Genomic DNA, 24,592 nt, shown 5'->3' on the forward strand with positions numbered 1-24,592 from the left:
AACATGACAAGTAGTGGGCTAATAGATTCAGGAGACACAAGCTTCATAATTATTTCAACAGCACTCGTATTTCTTATGACTCCGGGGTTGGCTTTGTTTTACGGAGGAATGGTTCGCAAAAAGAACGTTCTGAGTACGGTGATGCACAGTTTTATTATCATGGGTGTCTCTTCAGTATTATGGATCTCAGTTGGTTTTAGTCTCGCCTTTGGTACCGATCATGGTGGCATGATCGGAAGTCTTCAGTGGGTAGGCCTAAGGGGAGTCGGCATGGAACCAAATGTAGATTATTCGGGAACGATTCCCTTCCTATTATTTATGGCCTTCCAAATGATGTTTACCCTAATTACACCGGCTATTATCTCGGGTTCCATTGCGGAACGGATGAGATTCCCCGCCTTTTTAGGATTTATCGTGCTTTGGCTATTAATGGTATACTACCCCCTCGCTCACTGGGTATGGGGGGTCGGCGGCTTCTTGCGTGAAATGGGAGCGCTGGATTTTGCCGGTGGAACCGTTGTGCATATTAGTTCAGGGGTTACCGGTCTAGTGGCGGCTTTAATCCTTGGCAAACGTAAAGGATATGGGAAAGAGCCCATGGCTCCTCACCAATTGCCTATGACTGTTTTAGGTGCAGGCCTACTCTGGTTTGGCTGGTTTGGCTTTAATGCCGGCAGTGCCTTGGGTGCCAATGGGTTAGCGGTCATGGCCCTCGTCACAACCAATACATCGGCAGCGGCAGGGGCCTTAGCATGGACAGCTACGGAATGGATTCACCGTGGCAAGCCCACTATCCTAGGTGCAGCCAGTGGTGCAATCGCAGGGCTTGTAGCCATTACCCCAGGTGCAGGATTTGTGACTCCAATGTCCTCCCTAGTTATTGGCCTTATCGGTGGAGCTATCTGTTACTTCAGCGTCAGTGTTCTTAAGGCAAAACTTGGCTATGATGATTCCTTGGATGCCTTCGGTTGCCATGGGATCGGCGGAATTTGGGGAGCTTTAGCCACAGGTATCTTTGCTTCAGCCTCTGTGGGGGGAACTGACGGCCTATTGTATGGAAACGCGGCACAAGTGGGTATTCAAGCAATCGGGGTTGTGATCACCATAGGTCTTTCAGTCGTCGCAACCTTCGTGATTATGAAGCTGGTCAGTGTATTCACGCCCTTGCGTGTTACGGCTGAAGAAGAAGAGATGGGCTTGGATATCTCCCAGCACGGTGAACAAGCTTACCCAGACTTTATTGGCAGTGGTTATTTCCCCGCGTTTGCTTCAGTTGTGAAAACCGTAGGTGTTCCTGCAGCTAGTGGTCAACCAGGAAAATAGGTATTGCTTGAGGTGTAATCAAAAGCCAAAGGAGTTGTAATTTTGGGAATTATCTGGAAGGAGTTTCAGATCATAGGGCGAAAAATTAATCTGTATAGAGGAGGGATAGTATGAAGAAGATTGAAGCGATTATTCGACCGGGCAGCCTAGATGATGTGCAATTAGCACTCGATGGTTTTGGGGTCAGTGGCTTAACTGTAACCCAAGTCATTGGCTGTGGGAATCAAAAGGGCCACAACCAAGTCTACCGGGGAGTAGAGTATAAAGTGATTCTACTCCCGAAGGTGAAGATTGAAGTGGTTGTAAAGGATGAACTGGTTGAACAATTGATAACCATCATTGCTAAAGCTGCTCGCAGTGGCGAAGTTGGGGATGGGAAAATATTTGTCTACCCAGTAGAGCAAGCGGTTCGCATCCGCACTGGCCAACGAGGCGAGGCCGCGCTTTAGGCTTACTGGGAAGCCATTTCACCTAGGGTAACTTTCACTTCTTTGGTTTGTCCATTGCGAACGAAGGTAAGGGTCACTTGGTCGCCGACATTATGCTTATAAATTTCACCGATGAGTTCTGTGGAGTTCTCGACTTTTACTCCGTCGATATGGGTGATTACATCCTTCTCAAGGATGCCTGCTTTACCGGCGGGTCCATTGGGGTCAACTTGGTAGATATAAGCCCCCAGAGGGAGGTTTTCTTCCTCCGCGTAAGCTAGGTATTGATCACTAACAGAGACGTAGAGGGCAGGGTGCTTCGCTGTTCCGGTACCGATCAATTGCTCGATAATTGAGGTGGCTTCTGTGATGGGGATGGCAAAGCCCATACCCTCAAAGCCGTTTTCTGCATACTTTGCTGAGTTAATGCCGATGACCTGGCCGTTGTAATTAACAAGTGGGCCTCCGCTGTTACCGGGATTGATGGCGGCATCGGTTTGGAGCATATTATAAAGGGTGGATTCGCCGGACATGGCAAGGGTCCGATTGGTAGCGGAGATAACCCCTGCTGTAACAGAGCGCGCGAATTCGTTACCACCTGGGTTGCCGATAGCAACCACATACTCTCCCACTTCGATCTGCGAGGATTCCCCGAGTGTGACTTGGGTAAGATTACTTGTATCAGAAATCTTAAGTACGGCCAAATCTGTCTTCGCATCTGAGCCTACTAGTTTTGCTTCGATGTTGCGTCCATCGCTGAGACTGACGGTGATTTTTCGGGCGCCCTCAATCACATGATTGTTGGTAACGATATAGCCATTCTTGGCATCGATGATAAAGCCAGAACCTGTTCCTGCTTCTACTAATTCGGAATTTCTGGCGTTTCCTTGGGAGCCAAAGCTAAAACCATAACCATAGCTATGGATATTCGAGAAAGGCTGATAATTTGAGATGCCAACGACTGCGGGCCCCACATTCTTAGCCACTTGAACGACAGGGGAATTTGATTCAGTAGCTAGAGAATTGGCAAGCAGGGAAACAGTGTTTGCATTATTCGTAGACTGTATCGACCCTGTGGTCTCCATCGTACGCAACGTTTCGGGACTGATATATTGCACTAGGGAGACGGAAGAGACTCCCCCTATGAAGGCACTGATAAGGCAGATGGCTACTAAAGGGATCAGCCTCCGTTTTCTTTGGGGGGGCTCAGGTGTGGCAGCATAATAATCATTTTCATTCATAACGAGAAACCTCCATATAAAATAGTAAGTACCATGCACTATGACTTATGCACTATGCACTAGGTGCAATAAGCATTTAGTTTTGTGCTAAATTCAGTATAAAGATAGACGCTGAGGCAAAACTGATGATAAACTGAAAAAGAGCTGAATTTTTTATGAATATTGTATGAACTTAGCAAATCAGAGTCGGCCTTTAGAAGATTGAATCAGATTCAATCATGTTTTGTATTGTTGCGTTACATATTATGTTCTATGTTAAATTATACCACCAACTTTAAGAATCAAAAACAAAAGAACGGTGACATGACATATTGATCATGTGAACCGTTCTTTCCTCTAGCGATGTATGAAGCTTTGGTGAATGCTATTTAGAGATAGCTTTGTTTAAATCCTTGATAAGATTAGGAACATCAATCCCGTGAGCTGTAGCACCTTGTTCCACGTTCTCAAAACGAGCTGCCATGCACCCAAAGCAATGCATGCCGTATTTTTGGAATACTTCTACGGTTTCAGGATGTTTCTCAACAACATCGGTAATTTTTTCTGCACCTGTTAACATAAGGTTCTCTCCTTTATGGTGAATTCTATTTATCTAATATATTGTACCTCATTAGAAGAATTTAACCCAGAGATTTTTAAATCTAGCCAAATCTCCTACGCTGTAATTCATCGGATAAAATGGAAGAAACAAGCTAAAGCTAGAACTAGAGCATAGAAAAGAGGTAGTACAATGGATCGTTTAATCCTTGTTTTAATGGTCATTGCCATAATAATAGCGGGAGTTACATACCTTTTGGATAGGTTCGTCCCTAGTATCAAATCCATCAAATTCTTGCCAGGGGTTTTGTGCTTGCTTTTAGCCCTTTACTATTTTTACTTGGCCTATATTGTGAAAGCAGGAGAAGGGTTTGAGGACTTAGGGAATTTTATAATGGGCATGATGCTCTCGATAGGCGCAATTGCAGGGCTCATAACGGCTCTTTTGCTAGAAATAAGAAGAAGAAACAATCGTAACAAATAAGTTTTTCAGTTAAGGGCTTCAGAGTTACTGACGATATTCAAGAATTTTTGCTTGCAAAACTTTACCGACAGGTATATTATAGTATAGTGCTTGCACCACTAGCTCAGCTGGTAGAGCATCCGACTCTTAATCGGCAGGTCCACAGTTCGAATCTGTGGTGGTGCACCAAATAGAATTTGAGTAGGCATTTCAGTTAACTGAGATGCCTATTTTGTTGTGTTTAGTAACTGGTATTTGGTGTTTACGGGATTAAGCGAGGGAATGTGGAGTTAGGAATGTCCATTCTGCCGCTGAACCTGATTTTTCAAGTGGTGCTCCTGCCGGCGTATTTGTCGGTATTTATCGGTAGTGAAGTTAGAATGGATGTAGGCAACTTTCTGTGGCATGTGGCCTTTGTCTTGGTGATTCCCTTCTTGGCCTCAGTGGTGACCAAGTGGCTCACAAAGATTAAGGAAGGTTTTCAGACATTCATATTGGAACAAGGAGATCCGCTTCAGTTGCTCTTTTTGTGTCTTGCGGCGATGGTGATGTATGCCCAGGAAGTGAAGAATCTGCTGGACAATCCTATGTTATTGGTGGAGTTATTCATTGCTCTAATGATTTTTTGGGGGTAATGATTGTTTTTGCTCAGTGAATGGGTAAGCTGCTGAAGTTTCCTAAACGGGACACAGTGGCCTTGAATTTTACTACTCTAGCTCAAACTCACCTTTATCTTTGGCCATAGCTGTAGCCACCTTTAACCCTTAATTGCTTTGGCCCTAAGCATTGGACCGTTAATTGAGCTGCCTGTACTGTCTTTAATATCAGGGCTCTAAGCGGTGAAAAAAATCATAGCGAAAAATAATAAGGCAATACTAGCTGTTCAAAAGGACTGTCAAATCGTTAAAAAAACGTTATGATTTTTCTAAGTCTTTTTAATACTATATATAGTTTAATATCTAAGGCTTAAGGTTATATGATATTGCTTACTTTTTTGCTATAATATAGGTCTGAAGGGACAGACATAGACTTCTTAAACTTTACTCAGCATGAGACGAAACAATCTGCGAACGTAAACGACCGAAAGGGTGTGAAGAAAATTAGCGACGAAAATAGTTCTGTGTTAGAACATGTATATTTAACAATAAAAAATCGGATATTAAACAACTACTATCCACCAGGTATTCGAATTGTGGAAGCAGATTTAACTACAGAGTTCAAAGTCAGCCGTGGAACTGTAAGAGTTGCTATGCATCGTCTTATTGGGGACAAACTTCTTGAAAAAACACCTCATCGGGGAATTGTGGTTCATAAAGTAACTTTAGAGGAACTTATAGAGATATATACCCTTCTATCCTATTTGGAAAGCCTTGCAGCTAAGCTAATTGCTGAAAATGGTGATCCCAAATTGATAGAGGAGTTAAATTATCTTGTAAAAGAAGATGCTAAAGCAGTAGCAGATGATGACTTTATGCTTCATTTGAAATTAATGGATAGGTTCCATGACATAATTGTAGAAGAATCGGGTAATCAAACTCTTGTAGATATTCTTAAACCCCTAAGCTTAGCATCTAGAAATATGCGGTTTTTAATGCCATTGAAAGTGCGCATGGTTCGGTCTTTTAATACTCATACAAAACTGGTTGAAGCTATAAACGCAAGAGATGGAGATTTGGCGGAAGCTATTATGAAAGAACATGATATTGAGGCTATAAATATCATTAAAAATGCAATTCAAGAAAATGATAAATCTAAGATAGAAACATCAATCAATTTATAAGAATAAAGATTCAGCATTTAAATAAAGGGGCTGTTGCAAAACGAACAGAAAGTTCTTCGAGCAACGCCCCTTTTTGTGTAAAAAATAAAACTGTAGATCCCGAAAGATCCACAGTAGTTGTACAATTGAGTTATGCTACAAATTAAATTACACACTAAGAATTATACCCAATTAGGGGGCACTATCAATTAGTTTTACCACTTAATCTTGAAGTGTTAATACCTAAGGATGACTCCGTTCGACTGCTAAGCCACATTTTGGAGGGATTAAATTACAAAGCACTTTACAAGGCCTACTCTTTCACCGGAAGAAAACCTGCAGTTGAACCTAAAATCCTATTTAAAGTATTGACCTACGCCTACATGAACAATATCTATTCTAGTCGGAAGATCGAATCCGCCTGCAGAAGAGATATTAACTTTATGTGGTTACTGGAAGGTAAGAAAACACCCGATCATAGCACCATTGCTCGCTTTCGAAAAGATTATCTTCAGGGATGTATCGATTATCTTTTTTATCAAATGGTTCAATATCTACGTAATATCCATGAAATAGCGTTTAAAAACCTCTTTATCGATGGGACAAAGATTGAGGCTAATGCCAACCGTTAGACGTTTGTCTGGAAAAAGGCCGTTAACAAAAACAAAGCCAAGATGTTTGAAAAAATTCAGTCGTGCATAGAGGAGATAAATGCCACTTATGGAGATCGACTTTAAAGTGTCTACGAAACCTTACTCAAGGACATCAACATCGTGTTGGCTTTTTTGAAAGATAAACAGCAGCAAGAGCAAATTGAATTTGTTAAGGGAATCGGTAAACGGAAATCAAAACTGCAAAAGTTTACCGAAACATTGCAAGAATTCTATGCTCGCCAGGAACAATACAATGCTCATAACCAGTTGTTTGAGGGAAGTAACAGCTATTCCAGGACTGACCCAGATGCGACCTTCATGCATATGAAAGATGATCATATGCGCAACGCTCAGTTGAAGCCTGCTTACAATGTACAAATCGGAGTAGAAAGTGAGTGCATTACGGGAGTTGGAGTTTTTCAGGATCGAAACGACATAGCTACCCTGATCCCCTTCTTAAAAGAGATGGAGTATCGATTAAACGTACGTTATGAAAATGTGATCGCAGATTCTGGGTATGAGAGCGAGGAAAATATCTTTACCTCGAGGAACAAAAACAGACCCCCTACATAAAGCCCCAAACCTATGAACGATGGAAAAAGCGGAGTTTTAAAAAGAACATCAGTAAACGAGAAAATATGTTTTACAATCCAGAGACAGATGAGTATACCTGCCACAACGGTAAGCAGCTGAAGCCTGTGGGGGTTACCCACCGAACTACAGCAACTGGCTATCGTTCTGAAATAACCGTCTATGAATGTGAAGACTGCAGCGAATGTACGCATTAAAGCCGCTGTACAAAGGCTAAAGGGAATCGGAAGATTCAGGTATCGAAAACATTTGTAGAAAAACGACAAGTATCTTATGAAAACATCACAACGGAAGAAGGAGCCTCGCTTAGAGTTAACCAATCAATCCAGGTCGAAGGAGCATTTGGAGTTTTAAAAAACGACTATAACTTCAATCGATTTCTGACACGAGGAAAAAGTAGCGTAAAGACAGAATTCATGCTACTATGCTTGGGCTATAACGTGAATAAGCTTCACGCCAAATACAGAATGAACGAATAGGGAAGCCTCTTCATCCACTAAAAACAGCCTAGAAAGTATTGAAAAAGGCCTGAAAAATCATAGGCTTATTTTGGTGTACCCAAATTTCGTGAGGAGTAAAAAATAAATAAAGTACTGACTAAGCAATCGAAAAATCTTAGCCGAAAGGGAAAGAGAGTGTCGCTATAACTACTTTAAAATGTAGTTTTGCGACACTCCCTTTATTTAAATGCGAATGAATTTGAATCATAAAAAATAGTATTGCAAAAGTTAGTACATACATTTATACTACTAATGTAGAACAAACTTGTATTACGACTATGTAATACTACATTGTAAGACATAAATAGCGCGCGTTTATTGTTTATCGACAATGTAATTCTACGAACAAGTTTTAAAAGATTTATTATCAAAAGGAGAAGTGACACGTGAAGAAAAGGTTAGCTATCTTTTTTATGAGTCTGATAATGGTTGTTACTATGTCAGGGTGTGGTAACGGAAAGAAGGCAGTCTCTGAAATGGATTCGGCCATGTTCCAAGCTGGTACATATGAGGGTGTAGGTAAAGGTAAAAATGGGGATATTGTTGCGGTGGTAGAAGTGTCCGAGGACAGTATCTTGTCCATTAATTTTAAAGAGCACTCTGAAACACCAGGTATTTCAGATCCTGCATTTGAAAAATTGCCTGAGACCATCATTAAAAATAAAACCGTTGCTGTAGATGCAATTTCAGGAGCAACCGTAACGAGTAACGGAATTCTTGAAGCTGTAAAAGCTGCGTTGTTATTGGCAGGGGCTACTGAGAAAGATATAACTAAGGTTGTGGAAGACAATACAGAATATGAGAGTGTTGAACTTACTACAGATGTAGTTATTATTGGTAGTGGTGGAGCAGGCTTATCTGCGGCCATAGAAGCAGCAAATGCAGGTGCGGATGTTATTGTTTTAGAAAAGTTAGGCACTATTGGGGGCAATACTGCAAGAGCTGGTGGTGGTATAAATGGAGCGGGAACCAAGTACCAAGAGGCTGTAGGTATTATTGATAATCCAGATGCGTTTTATAATAGTGTAATGTCCAAAGGAGTAACATTTAAGGATACAACTTTATTGAGACAACTTGTTGATGGATCTGAGAGTGCGGTGGAATTCCTTCATGAGTTAGGTGCAGATGTTTCTGTTATCATTCCTGCTCATGGTGACTCTGTTGCACGGACTCATAGACCTAAAGAAGGAAAACCAGGAGCTACCTTTGCAAAAGTAATGCAAGCAAAAGTAGAGTCTCAAGGCACAAAGATTATTACGAATACAGCAGCAAAAAAACTGATTGTGGAGAACAATGCTGTAGTAGGTGTGGAAGCAACTTCTGAAACTGATCGAAAAAATTATAAAATTAATGCAAAATCTGTTGTTATAGCAACAGGTGGATTCAGTGCAAATAATGAGATGGTTACAAAATACGATGAGCGATTAGCCGGATTAGGAACAACCAATTCACCAGGAAATGTTGGCGATGGAATTGAGATGGCAATCGAGGTTGGGGCAGTGTTAGAAAACATGCATAAAATTAATGTTATGTCCCCATTGTCCAGTGCTGTTTCAGATGTTATTGCTGTAAGCCAAGACGGAGTACGATTTGCAGAAGAATATGATTGGTTAGATATGGATAATTTCGTAAAAATAAACGAGGGTAAAGCAGAACGATTTGTATGGTTAATCCTTGATGACACTGCTCGTAATGAACAGGCAGGAATGCAAAGTTATTTCCATTCAGAAGTTCCAACAGCCAATAGCATTGAAGAATTAGCCAAGATGATTGATATTGAAGGTGACGTTCTAACAAAGACCGTCAATACTTGGAATAAAGCTGTTGAAAGTAAAAATGATGCTGAGTTTGGCAGAAAAACAGGTATGAATAATAAAATTGAGAAAGCTCCATTTTATGCCATTAAGCTGGTACCTAACGTTCACCATACAGCAGGCGGAATTAGAATTGATGGGGATACGCATGTGTTAAATGGCGAAAACCAACCTATAAAAAATCTATTTGCTGCTGGTGAGGTTACTGGTGGAGTACACGATGGAACCTCTTCTCTAACAGATATTATTGTCCATGGAAGAATTGCAGGAAAAAATGCTGCACTAAATACAAAATAATTATGGCAAGCAGAACAAGCAATTATAGTGGTTGCTTGTTCTGTTCGTTCATCTTAAAGCGGGGCACATAGTGATGCTTTGGGCTAAAAGACGAATCCCTTAGACCGAGTGGTTTAAGGGATTTTTGTATAGAAGTAAACGTGATTACTTCATGGAATATTATTGCTGCTAAATTTGGATGGAAGGGAGACATTTGAAGTGCTGAGGATTGAAGATGGGATGTTCAGAATCATCTATGATGTTAAAATGAACCTGACGGGTATTTTTATGATCCAATAGAGCCGGGTGACTTATCTGGCACTTGAATATTTCGTTTGGATAGAGCAGGCATCACGGTGAATTAGAGCACCTGTCACGGTTATATTTAGCATCTGTCACGAAAAACTGATCACCTTATAAAAGCGATCAATTCTTTGCTTCAACCCGATAGCAAAACTTGATATGGGGATGGGATGTGCTACCCTCAAGCGAAGGGGTGGGGCTTGCCCCAGAGACATTCTTTATTTGAGCCTCACCCCTCAACCCACTGAAGCACATCCCGTGGGGTCCCATGTCAAGTTTAACCCCAGAGTGACGGAGTTAGGTGTGCGATTCGTTTATTCCAGTCACTGTACTCTCTTCCAAGCCGAGTGCTCCCAAATAACGAGACGACTGATCTGTATTTTCAAGATGACTGTGTTCAGTCAATGAAATACTCAGCACTATCACTGGCAAATAGAAAATTATTAAATATCCAGTAATATCTATTAGTAATTTCTCGAATAACTTCAATTTGTTTTTGGCTTATATGTCCAAAATTATTTTCTTCAACTATTATTTCTTCCCGCATTGGGGATATCCATCTGGTCTTTCAAGACTGATCTCCCATAGCCCTTCTCTTGTGTAATCTACCATGTTAAGTTAAGTCCTCCTTTTAGATGTTAGTAATATTAGTTATGTAGGAAGAACTATGGGCAATAAAAAGCATACAGTCCATACAAAGTGATATAGGCATACAGTAGGCTTGTCATCCCGTGATAAATCGACGAAAATAGAGGTATTACTAAGAAGATAATTAGAGTGCTTTTTTAAGGGAGATAAAGATGAGCAAACGTTACAAGACCTTCATATCGATTTCTTTTGGATTGATTAGCTTTGTAGGGGTTTTCTTTGCAAGTCGATTTGATTTTAATGGGTTTTCCATTAACATTACATGGAGTTTGATGCTTCCCTTGTTGGTGGCATTAGCCTGGGGGACTAAGTATGGTGTTATTAGTGTTGTAGCCAGCCCTATTATTTTTTATCCGTTTATTCTAGGGAGTTATAATGGTTGGGCATCGCTGATTCCTTCCCTGTCTCTTTTGCTTTGGATTCTTATTCACGGATATGGGAGTAAAAAGCGCCAGAAATCAAATAAGGGAGTCTATAATCTCTACTTTCTACAGTTGATATATGTCGTTATCCGATTTGTGGTTTATACCACTCTATTCCCAATACTTATTCGATTGAATGAAGTGATTACACCGTTTTGGAATCCTCAAGCCTATACGGAAATGGATATGGGGATTATTCTTTTATTCGTAATCAAGGGAATCATTGTCGAATCCATTTTATTAGGCTTTTGCGATGCAGTGCTCCTCCTTCCTTTTGTTCGCAAATTTTTTGACCTACCCATCTCTAGTGGGGCACGATATAACACGTATATTTTGACCGCTATTGTTCTTTTCGGTTTATGCTTTACCTTAGCTGTATTAGGGGTTTACAACTATATATCTGATGAGATTCCCTTTTTTTCATGGACTCTCAATCCCAGTGAAGAAACCCGAGTCACCTTCTTATTTGCAACTATTTTGTTTTTTATTATGGGTGGGATCACCATTCGCTTTGTTCAGCGCGTGGTGGAGACACAATCGCAGCTGAGAATCCGAGAGAGCCAAATAGAGGAGGCGTTAGGAGATATTCGGGTGCTAAATGACGAGCTGGAACAAAGGGTTCTCTTACGCACAGGTGAACTGCAAAATGCAGTCAGCGAATTAGAGGGATTTGCCTATACTATATCCCATGATTTGCGGGCGCCTATTCGAGCCATTGAAGGATATAGCAATTTTATTCTTGAGGATTATGGAAAACAACTTAATCCAGAAACCAATGAAATGTTAGGGAGCATTAAAGGGATTTGCCAAGATATGAACACATTGATTCATCGGCTGTTGGAATATTCCATTACAGCAAAGCAAGAATTGGAACTCCAACCAGTAAACCTAACAGACCTTATTCTCAATATTTATGAAGAACTTAAGGTAGCCCATCCTGATCGGAACGTGGATTTGGTCATTGAGAATGAATTACCGATCGTAACAGGGGATAAAGTACTCTTACGGCAAGCTCTTGAAAATATTCTTTCCAACGGGTTTAAATTTACAAAAGGGCGTCAACAGGCAATCCTAAACGTAAACTGTGTCAAACATGCTGAAGAATGGATATTCTGCTTTAAAGATAATGGTGTTGGTTTCGATATGAGGTACGCCGGTAAGTTATTTCACGTATTCCAAAGAATGCACCGTAAGCAGGATTTTGAAGGAACGGGTATAGGACTTGCTACTGTTAAAAAAGTACTTGAGAAACATAGAGGAAGAGTTTGGATTGAGGGACGAGTTAATGAAGGGACACAACTTTATTTTGCTTTACCCTTAGAAAAAAACAACATGGATGAGGGCAAAAATGTTTGAAGTAATGATTGTCGATGATATGGATATTATGATAAAACAGATTAAGCGGTTAACCTTATGGAGCGATGAGACGGATTTTCGCATCGTTGCACAGGCATCGGATGGTCAAGAAGCCCTTGAAAAGCTTCGGGAGCATCCTGTAGACCTCTTGATTACAGATATTGAAATGCCAATCATCAATGGAATTGAACTATTAAAAGAAGTACAAGAGCGGGGCTTAGCTTCTTGCGTCGTGTTCTTGAGCGTGCACAGTGAATTTAACTTTGCAAAACATGCGATTCAATACGGTGTTTTTGATTATTTAATTAAGCCTGTTGCCCATGATGACCTAAAACAGGTACTCGAAAAAGCGAAAAAGCACCTGTTGGACAAGAAAAAGGCTAATGAATATGTGAAGACATTAGAGGAACAGCTGATTGAAAAGGTAGACATCTATTATCCTGAGGCACAGCTGAGAAGCCTTTTGAAGCAGCTGGAACAAGGAGAAAAGGGAGCCTTAAGGGGAATAGAGATGATGCTTGATGAAGTGTGTGAGGGGGTAGGGCATGATCGGATTAAAGGGGCTCTGGTATTGCAAAAAATTTATGATGAAGTTTTGATGTCCATACAAGAGGCATATCCCTGGATCGAGAAGTACATCACAGTAGAGCATTATCTGGAAAATCCCTCCCCTCAGAAAGCTGAGCTCCAAGTCCTGAAAGAGCGATTCATGGAGCATGTTGAAAGGCTGATGGACACCCTGAATCGATTTGTTTTGCGGTCTGAACGCAGTGCCCTAGTAAAAGAGGTATGTCTTTTTTGTGTTGAGCATATTGAAAATGAAATTAGTCTCGGAAAAATTGCAGAAGCATTTTATTTGACAAAGAATTATGTCGGTGATCTGTTCAAACAGGAGACGGGAATAACTGTCGGAGAGTATATTACTTTTATCAAAATAGAACGAGCAAAAAGACTGATTGAAAAGGATTCATTAAAAAACTATGAAATAGCCCTTCTTCTAGGTTTTAGTGATGCAGAGTATTTCGGGAAATTATTTAAAAAATCTACGGGGATGCCACCGATGGTGTATAGGGCCATGAAAAAGGGTGAGCGTTAGGAACGTAAAATACTAATCCGTGTTTTGTCAGGGGTTAAGCCTTAGTAATTACATTCACATAATGGGTGAGCTCGTGTATGATAAAACCATCACAAAGAGCTTCTCAAGCTCGATATAGAAAAAGGAGCGATTAGGATGGTAATAGGTAAAAGAAGTTTGCTTACAGGAGTGCTACTTGCAGCAATGGTAACAACAATGACAGGTTGCAGCCAAGAGAGTACGGCGCCAGAGGCGGGCAAAACTCAGGGAACACAAAATGTAAGTGTTCAGCCGGAAGAAAAGAAATTTGATCTCGAATGGAGTATTCAACCAAAGCTAGGGATCACTAAAGGTGATTACTATAAAATCGAAGAACGTTTCCGTCAAGGACACCTAGGGTCTCTAGAGGTCGTTAAAAATGATGGAAAAATAGTTCACGTAGAATTTAACGAAACTGGACGTCCAAATTACTACCTTCGTTATTATCAAGATGTCCCCAAACGGATGTCTGAATATAACTTCTCAATGGGAGAGCGCAAAGGAGCTGCTTGGATTCAAAGTGTAGTTATGGTGGAAAAGCAAATGATTGAAAAGCAAGACCTTACCGGAGAATTTGATATGATCTCTGGTGCTTCCAACAGTGTCAAGCAATCCATGCTTCCACTGGCAGAGCAGCTGGAAGGTTCTTTGAATGCACCATCGAAGCAAAAATATTACAGCATTGCTGAAAAACTAGAAGGTGGACTTACAGGTCTTCTCAAAATAGTTGTCGAAGATAAAAAGATCGTTTCCGTAAAGTATGATGAGATCTTTGCTGACTCTCCAGAAGAAATTGACAATCCAATCTTGAAGAAGTTTTACAGACAATCCAAATATGAAAGTGTAGAATATGAAGAGCCTTCCCGTATTGGATTTAATGTTCAAATGGATGCTTTAAACGAACAAGTGGTTAAAACACAGAACCTCTTAGATATATCCGCGCTTCCAGCCATAGGTGATACCGGCGACTATGCAGCAAGTGGTTATACCACACGCAACACCGCATGGGATAATTATCTAAGAATGGCTGAGCAACTGCTCAATGAAATGAAAAAAGACGGCAATTTCTAATATAATAAAGACAATTTTTCCGACTCTTAATCGGCAAGTCCACAGTTCGAATCTGTGGTGGCGCACCAAGTAAAAATATAATTCAGGCGTTTCAGTTTTAACTGAGACGCCTGTTTTGCCTTAACTTAATGGACTAAGGGGTATTCATAAGCAAATTAGGTGTTTGGCATTGAATTTTTCTATAATCAAGGATATTTTAAAAAAAGTAAACGAGTGGTATGCTATTAATAAGATTTTTTCATTGACGCAAGACGATTAGTTTGCGCCACAATTCTTGCTTCATATGTTCGAGTTAGTTAGTAAGTAGTGGAATTACTATGATTAGGAGTGTGAAAGATGTCATTAGAACAATTGAACCCAACCCGATTTGAGGAGATTATTTATGATAATGGTGATCCTTGTTTAGTGATCTTCTCAAGAAAAACATGTCACGTATGTAAGGAAGTCGTACCTGTGCTTGAAGATTTACAACCAAAGTATGAAGGTAAGTTCGGCTTCTACTATGTTGATGTCGAAGATGAAAAAGCTTTATTTCAAAGATTTTCTTTAAAAGGTGTTCCGCAAATTCTCTTCTTTAATGAGGGAGAATACCAAGGGAAAATGGCTGGTTTAGTCGAAGACGATAAGGTTGAAGAAAAAATCTCTGAAGTTCTAGGTGCTTAAATCGTATAAAATAGACAAGGTAAGAGGTTGTAGAAATGGAAAACTATGATTTAGTGATCATTGGTGGGGGCCCTGCGGGGCTGACCTCAGCTATTTATGGTGGTCGATCTAAGCTTAAGACTTTACTCATCAATAAGGGAACTATTGGTGGGATGGTTGATACGACCCGCGAAATTGTCAACTATCCTGGTTACGTAGAAACGACTGGGCCTGATTTGATGAAGGATTTTCATGAGCATGCGAAAAGCTTTGGGGTAGATTTCCTCAGAGAAGAAGTGCTTAGTGTTGACTTTTCTCAAGAAGAAAAGGTAATCAAGACTAAGAAGGGTAAGGAAATTGCCGCTAAAGCCGTGATCATTGCTTGTGGCAGTGCGCCAAGAATGCTCAACATTCCAGGAGAATCAAGACTGCGGGGCAATGGTCTAGCTTACTGTGCTACTTGTGATGCAGAGTTTTTCGAAGGCGAACATGTTGTTGTCGTTGGTAGCGGTGACCAAGCTATCGAAGAAGGTATGTATATTGCTAAGTTTGCGAGTAAGGTTACAGTTATCGTATTACACGATGAAGGTACTCTCGACTGCAACAAAGTAAGTGCTGAGCGAGCTGCTTGTCACCCCAAAATGAATTTTATCTGGAACTCCACGGTCTCAGAAATTCTTGGTGAAGACAATGTAGAAGCTGTAAAGATTAAGAACATTAAGACCGGAGAATCCTATGATTTCCCCTGTCAAGGTGTGTTCTTATTTGTCGGGATGGTCCCTGCCACGGGTTTCTTAAAGGATAGTGGCCTTGCTATGGACAAGCGTGGCTATATCCCTGTCAATGAATTGATGGAAACCAACTTGGAGGGAGTCTATGCTGCAGGTGATAATCGTGTCAAATACTTGAGACAAGTAGTGACATCAGCCGGTGATGGTGCCACAGCGGCGGTTGCAGCGGGACGCTATATTGATGAACTTAACAGCTTTAACGCTGAGGTTCTCCAAAGTGATAAAAAAGTTGCGCTGTTGTTCTTCAATGCTATGGTGGATGAAAGCTTGGCCTTCAGCACCTTATTAGAAGAATTAAACAGTGAAATGGATAGCAAATATAAGGTCGTCAAAGTAGATTTGGCTACCAAGAAAAGTATGGCTAATAAGTATAGTATTCAAGCCGCACCCGCAGTGGTTATCTTAGATCAGGGTAAAGAAGTAAAGCGCTTGGAGTGCTCGATGGATAAGGAAAGTATAAAAGCTCAACTCTAATTATCTGCTATAATAAAACGCTACAAAGGCCGTGTGCTTTTGTAGCGTTTTTATATTGTTATGTCTGGGTCGTGTAGCTTACCATACCATACATCCGCACCGCTCAGGCGCTCCAGGGCTAGCGTGCTTGTTTGTATAATGCCCTTGTTTTACAGAGCAATAACATTAGGTTCAATTTCAAGTAGCTTTCTCGGGATGCAAGATCTCAGCCAGGAGGCTTTGACTCAGACGTTGGATGGCGGTGTTAATCTTTTCCGGTTCAATGCCTGAATAGTTCAGGATAATTTCATGGGTCTGATGATCATGGTTGTCATGGTAATATTGAGAGACACAGGAAATGCGAATGCCGGTATTTTTGGCTGCTAGGATAAGCTTTTCGTCGTCCACCTGGGTATTAATTTTCATGAGGAAATGTAGCCCGGAATCCTCTTCGCGAATCGTAACATAGGGGCTTAAATCGCTTTGGCGGAGGGCTTTGAGGATGGTATCCCGTTGCTTGCGGTAATAGGTTCGCATCCGGTTAATATGCTTTTCAAAATAACCCTCGGAGATGAAACGGGCCAGAGTGAATTGCTCAAAGGTAGAGACGGTGCAGGAGTAAAAGCCCAACTTTTGATAATACCGCTTTACAAGATGCTTGGGGAGAACCATGTAGCTGATCCGAAAGGTGGGAGCTAGGCTTTTCGAGAAGGTGTTGATGTAGATCACTTTTTCCATGATATCGATACTTTGCAGCGTGGGGATGGGTTTGCCGAAAAGGCGGAATTCGCAGTCATAGTCATCTTCAATAATGTAGTGCTCATTTTGTTGGGCTGCCCAGCTTAAGAGCTCATAGCGTCGACTGACGGGCATGACGATTCCGGTCGGGAAATGATGAGAGGGCGTAATGTGCAGAATCTGGGCGCCACGGCTCTTGACATCGTCCGGCATAACCCCGGAAGCATCCATAGCAATCGGATAACATTTGACATCATTGCTCTCATAGATTCTCATCAGCCGAGGATAGCCGGGGTCTTCTACGGCATAGATGCGATTTCTACCTAAGAGCTGGATCAGGACGCTGTAGAGGTATTGGGTACCGGCACCGACAATGATCTGCTCAGGCTCCACAGATAGCCCGCGGAATTGGTAAAGATGTTCAGCAAGGGCTTGCCTTAGCTTCGTGACGCCGCCCACCGAGGTATCGGATAAGAGAGCAGCCTCGCTTTCCGTATCGGTCACGTCACGCAGGAGCTTAGTCCAGATCGAGAAGGGGAAAGAATCGGGAGCTACGGAATTTCTGACGAAGTCAGCATAATAAGCTGGCTCTTTTTTTTGCTTCTGGCCTTGTGCTTCCTGCGGTCTTTCCCGAAGAGGATGAAGGGTTTGTCCCTCTAGATTGGCGACAAAGTATCCCCGCTTAGGCAGAGTATAAATGTAGCCTTCGGCGGCCAATTGAGCATAGGCGTTCTCAATGGTAATGATGCTCACCCCAAGGTTTTTGGCAAAGGCCCGTTTGGAGGGGAGCTTTTCATCAGGCTTTAATTTTTTTTCCAATATATCCTTTTTGATGCAATGGTAGAGATATTCATACATGCTCTCTGACCCTATATTTTCAAAAGAATAGGTCAACATCTTGAGGACTCCTTTTCGATTTGGTCGTATAAAAAAATAAGGAATTGGTTATTTTGAATATAGCCAGATTTGAGTATACTCGAAACTAATGAACAAGTAAAGTGAGGTTTTGTTATGAATACTATAAACAACAAACAATATGACCTGAACAAGGAGCTTGCCCAAATGCTCAAAGGCGGCGTGATCATGGATGTGACCACCCCAGAGCAAGCGAAGATTGCCGAGGCGGCAGGAGCCTGCGCGGTGATGGCTCTAGAGCGGATCCCAGCTGACATTCGTGCTGTTGGCGGTGTATCCCGGATGAGTGATCCGAAGATGATAAAAGGTATCCAAAATGCAGTTTCTATTCCAGTTATGGCCAAGTGTCGGATCGGTCACTTTGTCGAGGCTCAGATTCTTGAGGCGATCGAAATTGATTATATTGATGAAAGTGAAGTGCTTTCCCCTGCTGATGATGTCTACCACATTGATAAGACCAGATTTAAGGTTCCCTTTGTTTGCGGGGCCAAAGATCTGGGGGAAGCCTTACGTAGAATTAACGAAGGAGCTACGATGATTCGGACCAAGGGTGAACCTGGCACCGGAGACGTAGTTCAAGCTGTTCGCCATATGCGCATGATCAATCGTCAAATCAGCCGCGTGGTCGGCATGCGAGAAGATGAGCTTTTCCAAGAAGCAAAAGAGCTGCAAGTACCTTATGAGTTGGTGCTTTATGTCCATGAGCATCGTCGTCTGCCGGTGGTCAATTTCGCTGCTGGTGGTATCGCGACTCCTGCGGATGCAGCTTTAATGATGCAGTTGGGAGCGGAGGGAGTTTTTGTAGGTTCCGGTATCTTTAAATCGGGAGATCCTGCTCGAAGAGCTCAAGCGATTGTCAAAGCAGTAACGAATTACCAGGATCCGAAGGTGTTGGCTGATCTGTCCGAGGATTTAGGGGAAGCTATGGTCGGAATCAACGAGCAGGAAATCGAGCTGCTTATGGCTGAACGAGGCAAGTAAGATGATCGTAGGAGTATTGGCTGTTCAAGGAGCCTTTGCCGAGCATGAGAAAATCCTCAAGGAACTTGGTGTCGATTATCTAGAGCTCCGCAATGGCAATGATGCTCGTCAAAATTTTGACGGACTGATTCTGCCGGGAGGGGAGAGTACCACCCAAGGGAAATTGCTCCGGGAGTTGGATATGTTTGAAGCTCTGCAGGAGAAGATCGTCGAGGGTCTGCCTGTATTAGGCACCTGTGCGGGACTTATTCTTCTTGCTGAAGAGCTCAGCAACGATTCGGCCCATCACTTTGGTACCTTACCGGTAACGGTTAAGCGGAATGCTTACGGAAGGCAGCTGGGGAGCTTTTATACCGAAGAGGTAGTTGGGGATTTGGGTAAGGTTCCCATGACCTTTATTCGCGCACCCTATATCGAATCAGTCAAAGCAGGGGTGGAGGTTCTCGGTGAGGTCAATGAACACATCGTGGCTGTTCGTTATAAAAATCAAATCGGTCTTTCCTTTCACCCGGAATTAAATGAAGATCGCAAAATCCATCAAATGTTTCTTGACATGGTCTCCCTTCGGGATCTCCAAACGTGGTCTCAAAATGTAATCTAATACGAAAGCTCTGCTGATGGCGAAGAAAAAGGATTCAGCGAGCATTATAGAGAATTATATCTAGGCATTCCCTCGTGGGATGCCTATTTTCATGTTCAGTCGGCTATCTTGGGGTGGGGAAAGCTTTTTCGGTATATACTAAAGCTCAGGAAAAGATGTAAATAGAGTTCAGAAAAAGATCTGTTTAAAGCTTAGAAAAAGGTGTATTTAAGTTTTTAATAAGTTGTCAAGATTAGCGATTGAGATCAGCAATGAGATGATCAAATGAATTAGCAATTGCGATGAGTAAGGAGCGTTGGTATGTCTACAGAACTGTCTTTAGCAAAAATCCAAGAAGCCCAGAACGCTATCCAACCTTATATTCACCAAACGGTTCTGGATCATTCAAGTACCATGAGTGCTCTGACCGGGGCACATATCTACTTGAAGATGGAGAACCTGCAGAAAACCGGCTCTTTTAAAGCCCGCGGAGCGATGAACAAAATCCTGAAGCTTTCTGAAGACGAGAAGAAAAAAGGGGTTTTGGCTGCTTCGGCAGGAAATCATGCCCAAGGGGTGGCTATGGCAGCCTCGCGCTTAGGAATCGCCTCAACCATCGTCATGCCGGAAAATGCTCCCTTGGCCAAGGTCTCTGCTACAGAGGGGTATGGCGCTAAGGTCATTCTTTCCGGGGCAGTCTTCGATGATGCTTATCAAAAGGCTGTAGAAATCCAACAAGAAACCGGTGCGACCTTCATTCATGCCTTTGATGATTGGGAGGTCATGGCGGGACAAGGGACGATTGGCTTAGAAATTTTTGAGCAATTGCCCGAGGTGGATACCGTTCTCGTTCCGATTGGTGGCGGGGGCTTGATCGCCGGTGTAGGTGTAGCCTTAAAATCCCTTAAACCCAATGTGCGCATCATCGGAGTCCAAGCAGCGGGAGCGGCTAGTATGCTTCATGCGCTGGAGGTTGGCAAGCCTGAGCTCTTGGCCCGGGCCAATACTGTGGCTGACGGGATTGCCGTCAAAAAGGCGGGAGAGCGAACCTTTGCCACCGTGCGTCAGGTTGTAGATGCTATCGTGACTGTTGAAGAAGAAGAGATCAGTCAAGCCATTCTTATGCTGATGGAACGCACGAAGACCCTCGCCGAAGGAGCAGGAGCGGTGAGTGTCGCGGCCGCCCTTCAACATAAGGTCGATCTAAAAGGTCAGAAAGCGGTGCTTATACTGAGTGGGGGCAATATCGATGTAAATTTCCTGGCGCAGATTATCGAACGAGGCCTCAGACGTTCAGGCCGGGCCATGGTTTGCCAGATGCTCTTGCCTGATCAGCCCGGTAACCTGGAGAAAGTCCTCGAAATTATTGCTCAAGAACGAGCGAATATCATTACCATCGAGCATGCCCGTTATGACTTAACGGTTCCCATGCGTTCTGCCCGTGTCTATATGACTTTAGAAACGCAAAGCTTTGAACATCAAAACCGGATTAGCAAGCGCCTTGAGGAGGCCGGATACCCCTTGGTGTAATTACTGTTTAATTACTTAAGTTAATTGTTAGTTTTTTTAAAGAGATATTTGATTTGCGAAGTGGAGGATAATAGATGATCAGCTTTAAGAATGACTATAGTGAAGGAGCCCATCCGCGGATTCTCGAGGCTCTGCTGAAATCGAACCTTGTTCAAGAGCAAGGGTATGGAGAGGACTCCTTTTGCCAAGGGGCCAGTGAACTTTTGCGTAAGCGGTTGGGAAATGAGGACTTGGCTATTCACTTTCTTACGGGAGGAACCCAAGCCAATCTGGTGGCGATTTCGGCCTTTTTGAGACCTCACGAGGCTGCCATTGCTGCGCAGACCGGACATATCTTTGTCCATGAGACGGGGGCCATCGAAGCCACAGGCCACAAAGTGCTCACCGCGGAGAGCAAGGACTGCAAGCTGACTCCGGTCCTGATTCAAGAGGTGTTGACTGCTCACACTGATGAACATATGGTCAAGCCTAAGCTGGTGTACATCTCCAATACTACAGAGGTGGGCACTGTATATACTAAAAATGAGCTTCAAGCTCTTAGTCAGTTTTGCCGGGAAGAGAACCTCTACTTATTTATGGATGGAGCCAGACTCGGTTCGGCTTTATGCGCCGAAGGGAACGATCTGGACTTAGCAGATTTACCTAAGCTAGTCGATGCTTTTTATATTGGTGGAACCAAGAATGGGGCCCTCCTTGGGGAAGCCTTGGTACTGTGTAATGAAGTCTTAAAAACGGATTTCCGCTATCATATGAAGCAAAAGGGTGCCCTTTTGGCGAAAGGAAGGGTAATCGGTATTCAGTTCCTTGAGCTTTTTCGGGATAATTTGTATTTTGAGATAGCAGATCACGCTAACCGTATGGCTTATAAGCTGCGCGATGAATTGAAAGAAGTAGGGGTGGAATTTCTTGCCGAATCCAGCTCTAATCAGGTATTCCCCATTTTCTCCGACGAGATCGTTGAGCAGCTTAAGGTTAAGTATCATTTTGAAATTTGGGGGAAAGTGGGCACGCAGACCGCTATTCGCTTGGTGACTTCTTGGGCTACACAAGAGGAGGCTGTAGATTCCTTCATGGCGGATCTCAGTGAAATTTTATAAAAATAAGGGTACAATCTTAACTTTACTAGTTAATCTTAAACATAATAGGTACGATGATCAGAAGCTAGATAAATCATTAAGGTTCTATGATCAGAGGCTGGTCAAATTCTCAGATAAGGGGAATTAGTGATGGAAAAGTTGGCGAATGTAGATAGTGTTATCTTTGATTTAGATGGGACCCTATGGGATGCCACAAAGCTCGTATGCCTGTCCTGGAATCAAACCTTGGCAGAGTATGCACGCTCACAGGGGCATGAATCTGAAGAAGTTTCTATGGACCAGATCAAAAGTGTCATGGGGCTGCAAATTCCCGAGATCGGTAGAAAGCTGTTTCCTAACTTGTCCGAGGAGGATCGGTGTCAGATCATGGATCGCGGCGGAGAAATAGAGTTTGAGACGATCAGGACTCACGGGGGGATGTTGTATCCTCATGTGGAGGAAACTCTCGAAGCACTGGCACATAGGCATAAGCTCTTTATCGTCAGTAATTGCCAAGATGGCTATATCGAATCATTTTTCTTTGCCCATAAGCTAGAGAAGTATTTTATTGATTATGAGAATCCAGGCAGAACAGGCCTTTCTAAGGGCGAGAATATAAAGCTCATTATGGAACGAAACCATCTCCAGAATCCCGTTTATGTGGGAGATACCCTAGGAGATGCTAAGGCTGCGCAAGTCGCCGAGATCCCCTTTATCTATGCTCGCTATGGTTTTGGTTCGGTGGAAAACTATGTGGCCGCAATTGATCACTTTGATCAATTGCTTGATATTATTAGCTGAAAATCGAAAAGCTTTATACAAAATCCCTTATATACAAAGCTTCAAAAACCTTTATTTAGTAAAACCTTTCTAAGAACCTTCATGAAAAATTCTTTAAATTAATGTTACTTCCCCTCTTTACTTTGACGTTGCGTCAAGGTGTATTCTTAATCTCGTCAGGAGGTGATCACGTGGAATACACAGTGCAGAAGTTAGCTCATCTGGCGGGAATCAGCTCGCGCACCCTCAGATACTATGATGAAATCGGGATTCTTAAGCCGGCTAGAATCGCTTCCTCAGGGTATCGGATTTATGGGCAACACGAGGTTGACCGCTTACAACAGATTTTATTTTACAGAGAGTTGGGGATGAGCTTGGAAGGAATTAAAGATATCATAAACACAGCGGATTTTGATGGGGATAAGGCACTGCGTGAACATCGTGAGAAGCTTCTGGAAAAACGAGAGCAATTGGATCAGCTCATCGAAAATGTTGAGAAGACCATTGCCCAAAAAGAAGGGAGAATCACTATGTCCGACAAAGAAAAGTTTGCAGGATTTAAGCGTAAGATGATTGAAGAAAATGAAGAGAAATATGGTCAGGAAATCCGTGAAAAATACGGTGAAGAAACCGTAGCTAAGTCCAACGAGAAGTTCATGAACATGTCCCAAGAGCAGTATGATGAATTCACTAAGCTTGGTGAAGAAGTGTTATCGACCCTCTATGAAGCCTTTAAGACAGGGGACCCTGCAGGAGAGCTGGCTCAAAAAACAGCCGATCTCCATCGTCAATGGCTCACCTTCTCCTGGCCAAGCTACTCCAAGGAAGCTCATGCGGGGTTGGCCCAGATGTATGTGGATGATTCAAGATTCACAGCTTATTATGACGTGAAGCAACCCGGGGCAGCAGAGTTCCTTCGCGATGCCGTCTTCGTCTATACCGGAACGAAGAAGTAAGAAGCAATGAGAAACGGCACAAGATCAGATGAGTAACGAGGCTCAAGATCGGATGGGTACTACTAAAGAGCTACAGATAGCCATATAAGAAGGACGTTAAAAAGTGCACCTTGAACGCTAGAATTTTTTCTAACATTTGGGGTGCACTTTACGTTGCTCAAGGTGTCTTTGCTAATTTTCGCCTCATGGTTTCTATAGAGAGTGTGTGTTGACCAAGAAGAGTGTTCAGGGATTGACTCTCTTCTTGAACATCGCTTAGTGTAGTGGAAACGGATTTTATAGCTAATTCGATAACATTTGTTCTGGAGTTAACAGTAGAGAGCATCTCCTGATGGTCTCGCTGATTTTGTTCATAATGAGCTTTTTGAACCTCAGCCATGATTCTGACATCTTTTTGGGTTTTTTCCAATGTAATCGTATTCTTCGCGACCTGTGTATGTAAGTCGCCAACATCTTTTTGCAGTGTAGAGATATCGTTCTTCATGGAGCCAACATCTTGTTGGAGCGTGGAGATGTCACTCTTCATGGAAGAGATATCGTCCTTCATAGAGACAACATCATGTTGGAGTGAGGAAATATCACTCTTCATGGAAGAGATATCGTCCTTCATAGAGACAACATCATGTTGGAGTGAGGAAATATCACTCTTCA

22 protein-coding genes, 1 tRNA gene and 1 pseudogene are annotated in these 24,592 nt (G+C 42.5%); 19 read left to right on the forward strand and 5 right to left on the reverse strand.

All coding sequences use genetic code 11. From position 1 onward, the window contains the following. The first annotated feature begins 3 nt into the window (after window positions 1-3). Together AAC978_RS10590 and AAC978_RS10595 are read left to right on the forward strand one after the other, a co-directional pair. Complete coding sequence (locus tag AAC978_RS10590) at window positions 4-1,323, forward strand: ammonium transporter (protein ID WP_341548005.1); 1,320 nt, start codon at window positions 4-6, stop codon at window positions 1,321-1,323. A 110-nt stretch (window positions 1,324-1,433) separates the two neighbouring features. Beyond that, window positions 1,434-1,772 (forward strand): P-II family nitrogen regulator, encoded by a 339-nt coding sequence (locus AAC978_RS10595; protein WP_341548006.1) that lies wholly within the window; start codon window positions 1,434-1,436, stop codon window positions 1,770-1,772. Window positions 1,773-1,774: 2 nt separating this feature from the next. Here the strand turns inward: AAC978_RS10595 and AAC978_RS10600 are convergent, their stop codons facing one another. After that, complete coding sequence (locus AAC978_RS10600; protein ID WP_341548007.1) at window positions 1,775-2,992, reverse strand: S1C family serine protease; 1,218 nt, start codon at window positions 2,990-2,992, stop codon at window positions 1,775-1,777. Window positions 2,993-3,356: 364 nt separating this feature from the next. Beyond that, window positions 3,357-3,551, reverse strand: coding sequence for a DUF1858 domain-containing protein (locus tag AAC978_RS10605; protein WP_015261373.1), 195 nt, complete (start codon window positions 3,549-3,551; stop codon window positions 3,357-3,359). 171 nt (window positions 3,552-3,722) lie between these two features. Here AAC978_RS10605 and AAC978_RS10610 point away from each other — a divergent pair, with 171 nt between their 5' ends. From AAC978_RS10610 to AAC978_RS10635, 6 genes and pseudogenes are all read left to right on the forward strand, one after another. Beyond that, the gene (locus AAC978_RS10610) at window positions 3,723-4,013 is read left to right on the forward strand and encodes a hypothetical protein (protein ID WP_341548008.1); all 291 of its coding nucleotides are present in this window, start codon (window positions 3,723-3,725) and stop codon (window positions 4,011-4,013) included. A gap of 92 nt (window positions 4,014-4,105) precedes the next feature. Further along, window positions 4,106-4,181, forward strand: a tRNA-Lys gene (locus AAC978_RS10615). An 80-nt stretch (window positions 4,182-4,261) separates the two neighbouring features. Continuing rightward, window positions 4,262-4,627 carry an arsenic resistance protein gene (locus AAC978_RS10620; protein WP_341548026.1) on the forward strand — a complete coding sequence of 122 codons (366 nt, stop codon included), beginning with the start codon at window positions 4,262-4,264 and terminating at the stop codon, window positions 4,625-4,627. Window positions 4,628-5,112: 485 nt separating this feature from the next. Beyond that, a complete protein-coding gene (locus tag AAC978_RS10625; protein ID WP_341548009.1) occupies window positions 5,113-5,772 on the forward strand; it encodes a GntR family transcriptional regulator in 660 nt (219 codons plus the stop codon). 170 nt (window positions 5,773-5,942) lie between these two features. Beyond that, window positions 5,943-7,474: pseudogene (locus tag AAC978_RS10630) on the forward strand (IS1182 family transposase). A 407-nt stretch (window positions 7,475-7,881) separates the two neighbouring features. Further along, entirely contained in the window at window positions 7,882-9,606 is a 1,725-nt protein-coding gene (locus tag AAC978_RS10635; protein WP_341548010.1) for a flavocytochrome c, read from the forward strand. Window positions 9,607-10,285: 679 nt separating this feature from the next. Here AAC978_RS10635 and AAC978_RS10640 read toward each other — a convergent pair. Then, window positions 10,286-10,435 carry a hypothetical protein gene (locus AAC978_RS10640; protein WP_341548011.1) on the reverse strand — a complete coding sequence of 50 codons (150 nt, stop codon included), beginning with the start codon at window positions 10,433-10,435 and terminating at the stop codon, window positions 10,286-10,288. Window positions 10,436-10,688: 253 nt separating this feature from the next. Between AAC978_RS10640 and AAC978_RS10645 the strand changes: the two genes are divergently transcribed. The 5 genes from AAC978_RS10645 to AAC978_RS10665 all read left to right on the forward strand — a co-directional run bounded on the left by AAC978_RS10645 (window position 10,689) and on the right by AAC978_RS10665 (window position 16,406). Beyond that, a complete protein-coding gene (locus AAC978_RS10645; RefSeq protein ID WP_341548012.1) occupies window positions 10,689-12,314 on the forward strand; it encodes a sensor histidine kinase in 1,626 nt (541 codons plus the stop codon). Beyond that, window positions 12,307-13,410: a response regulator transcription factor gene (locus AAC978_RS10650; protein WP_341548013.1), complete on the forward strand. Its 1,104-nt coding sequence runs from the start codon at window positions 12,307-12,309 to the stop codon at window positions 13,408-13,410. The genes AAC978_RS10645 and AAC978_RS10650 overlap by 8 nt, the downstream gene beginning before the upstream one ends. Before the next feature lie 135 nt (window positions 13,411-13,545). Beyond that, entirely contained in the window at window positions 13,546-14,499 is a 954-nt protein-coding gene (locus tag AAC978_RS10655) for an FMN-binding protein (protein WP_341548014.1), read from the forward strand. Window positions 14,500-14,835: 336 nt separating this feature from the next. Beyond that, window positions 14,836-15,162 (forward strand): thioredoxin family protein, encoded by a 327-nt coding sequence (locus tag AAC978_RS10660; RefSeq protein WP_341548015.1) that lies wholly within the window; start codon window positions 14,836-14,838, stop codon window positions 15,160-15,162. A gap of 35 nt (window positions 15,163-15,197) precedes the next feature. Next, window positions 15,198-16,406 carry an FAD-dependent oxidoreductase gene (locus AAC978_RS10665; RefSeq protein ID WP_341548016.1) on the forward strand — a complete coding sequence of 403 codons (1,209 nt, stop codon included), beginning with the start codon at window positions 15,198-15,200 and terminating at the stop codon, window positions 16,404-16,406. A gap of 177 nt (window positions 16,407-16,583) precedes the next feature. Here the strand turns inward: AAC978_RS10665 and pdxR are convergent, their stop codons facing one another. Continuing rightward, entirely contained in the window at window positions 16,584-18,020 is a 1,437-nt protein-coding gene (gene pdxR / locus AAC978_RS10670) for a MocR-like pyridoxine biosynthesis transcription factor PdxR (RefSeq protein WP_341548017.1), read from the reverse strand. A 114-nt stretch (window positions 18,021-18,134) separates the two neighbouring features. On the opposite strand from pdxR, the gene pdxS reads away from it, so the two are divergent. The 6 genes from pdxS (at window position 18,135) to AAC978_RS10700 (ending at window position 23,941) form a co-directional block, all read left to right on the forward strand. After that, window positions 18,135-19,019 carry a pyridoxal 5'-phosphate synthase lyase subunit PdxS gene (gene pdxS / locus AAC978_RS10675; protein WP_445900303.1) on the forward strand — a complete coding sequence of 295 codons (885 nt, stop codon included), beginning with the start codon at window positions 18,135-18,137 and terminating at the stop codon, window positions 19,017-19,019. 1 nt (window position 19,020) lies between these two features. Continuing rightward, the gene (gene pdxT / locus AAC978_RS10680; protein ID WP_341548018.1) at window positions 19,021-19,620 is read left to right on the forward strand and encodes a pyridoxal 5'-phosphate synthase glutaminase subunit PdxT; all 600 of its coding nucleotides are present in this window, start codon (window positions 19,021-19,023) and stop codon (window positions 19,618-19,620) included. 300 nt (window positions 19,621-19,920) lie between these two features. Next, window positions 19,921-21,129, forward strand: coding sequence for a threonine ammonia-lyase (ilvA, locus tag AAC978_RS10685; RefSeq protein ID WP_341548019.1), 1,209 nt, complete (start codon window positions 19,921-19,923; stop codon window positions 21,127-21,129). Window positions 21,130-21,203: 74 nt separating this feature from the next. Beyond that, on the forward strand, window positions 21,204-22,226 hold the full coding sequence (locus AAC978_RS10690) for a threonine aldolase family protein (RefSeq protein WP_341548020.1): 1,023 nt from the start codon (window positions 21,204-21,206) through the stop codon (window positions 22,224-22,226). Between the two features lie 129 nt (window positions 22,227-22,355). Next, window positions 22,356-23,006 (forward strand): HAD family hydrolase, encoded by a 651-nt coding sequence (locus tag AAC978_RS10695; RefSeq protein ID WP_341548021.1) that lies wholly within the window; start codon window positions 22,356-22,358, stop codon window positions 23,004-23,006. A gap of 170 nt (window positions 23,007-23,176) precedes the next feature. After that, a complete protein-coding gene (locus AAC978_RS10700; RefSeq protein WP_341548022.1) occupies window positions 23,177-23,941 on the forward strand; it encodes a MerR family transcriptional regulator in 765 nt (254 codons plus the stop codon). 157 nt (window positions 23,942-24,098) lie between these two features. Here AAC978_RS10700 and AAC978_RS10705 read toward each other — a convergent pair. Then, a partial coding sequence (locus AAC978_RS10705) for a hypothetical protein (protein ID WP_341548023.1) occupies window positions 24,099-24,592 on the reverse strand: 494 nt, incomplete at its 5' end.

Origin of the sequence: Desulfitobacterium sp. THU1, from assembly GCF_038181555.1 — a bacterium.
Taxonomy (GTDB): Bacteria; Bacillota; Desulfitobacteriia; order Desulfitobacteriales; family Desulfitobacteriaceae; genus Desulfitobacterium.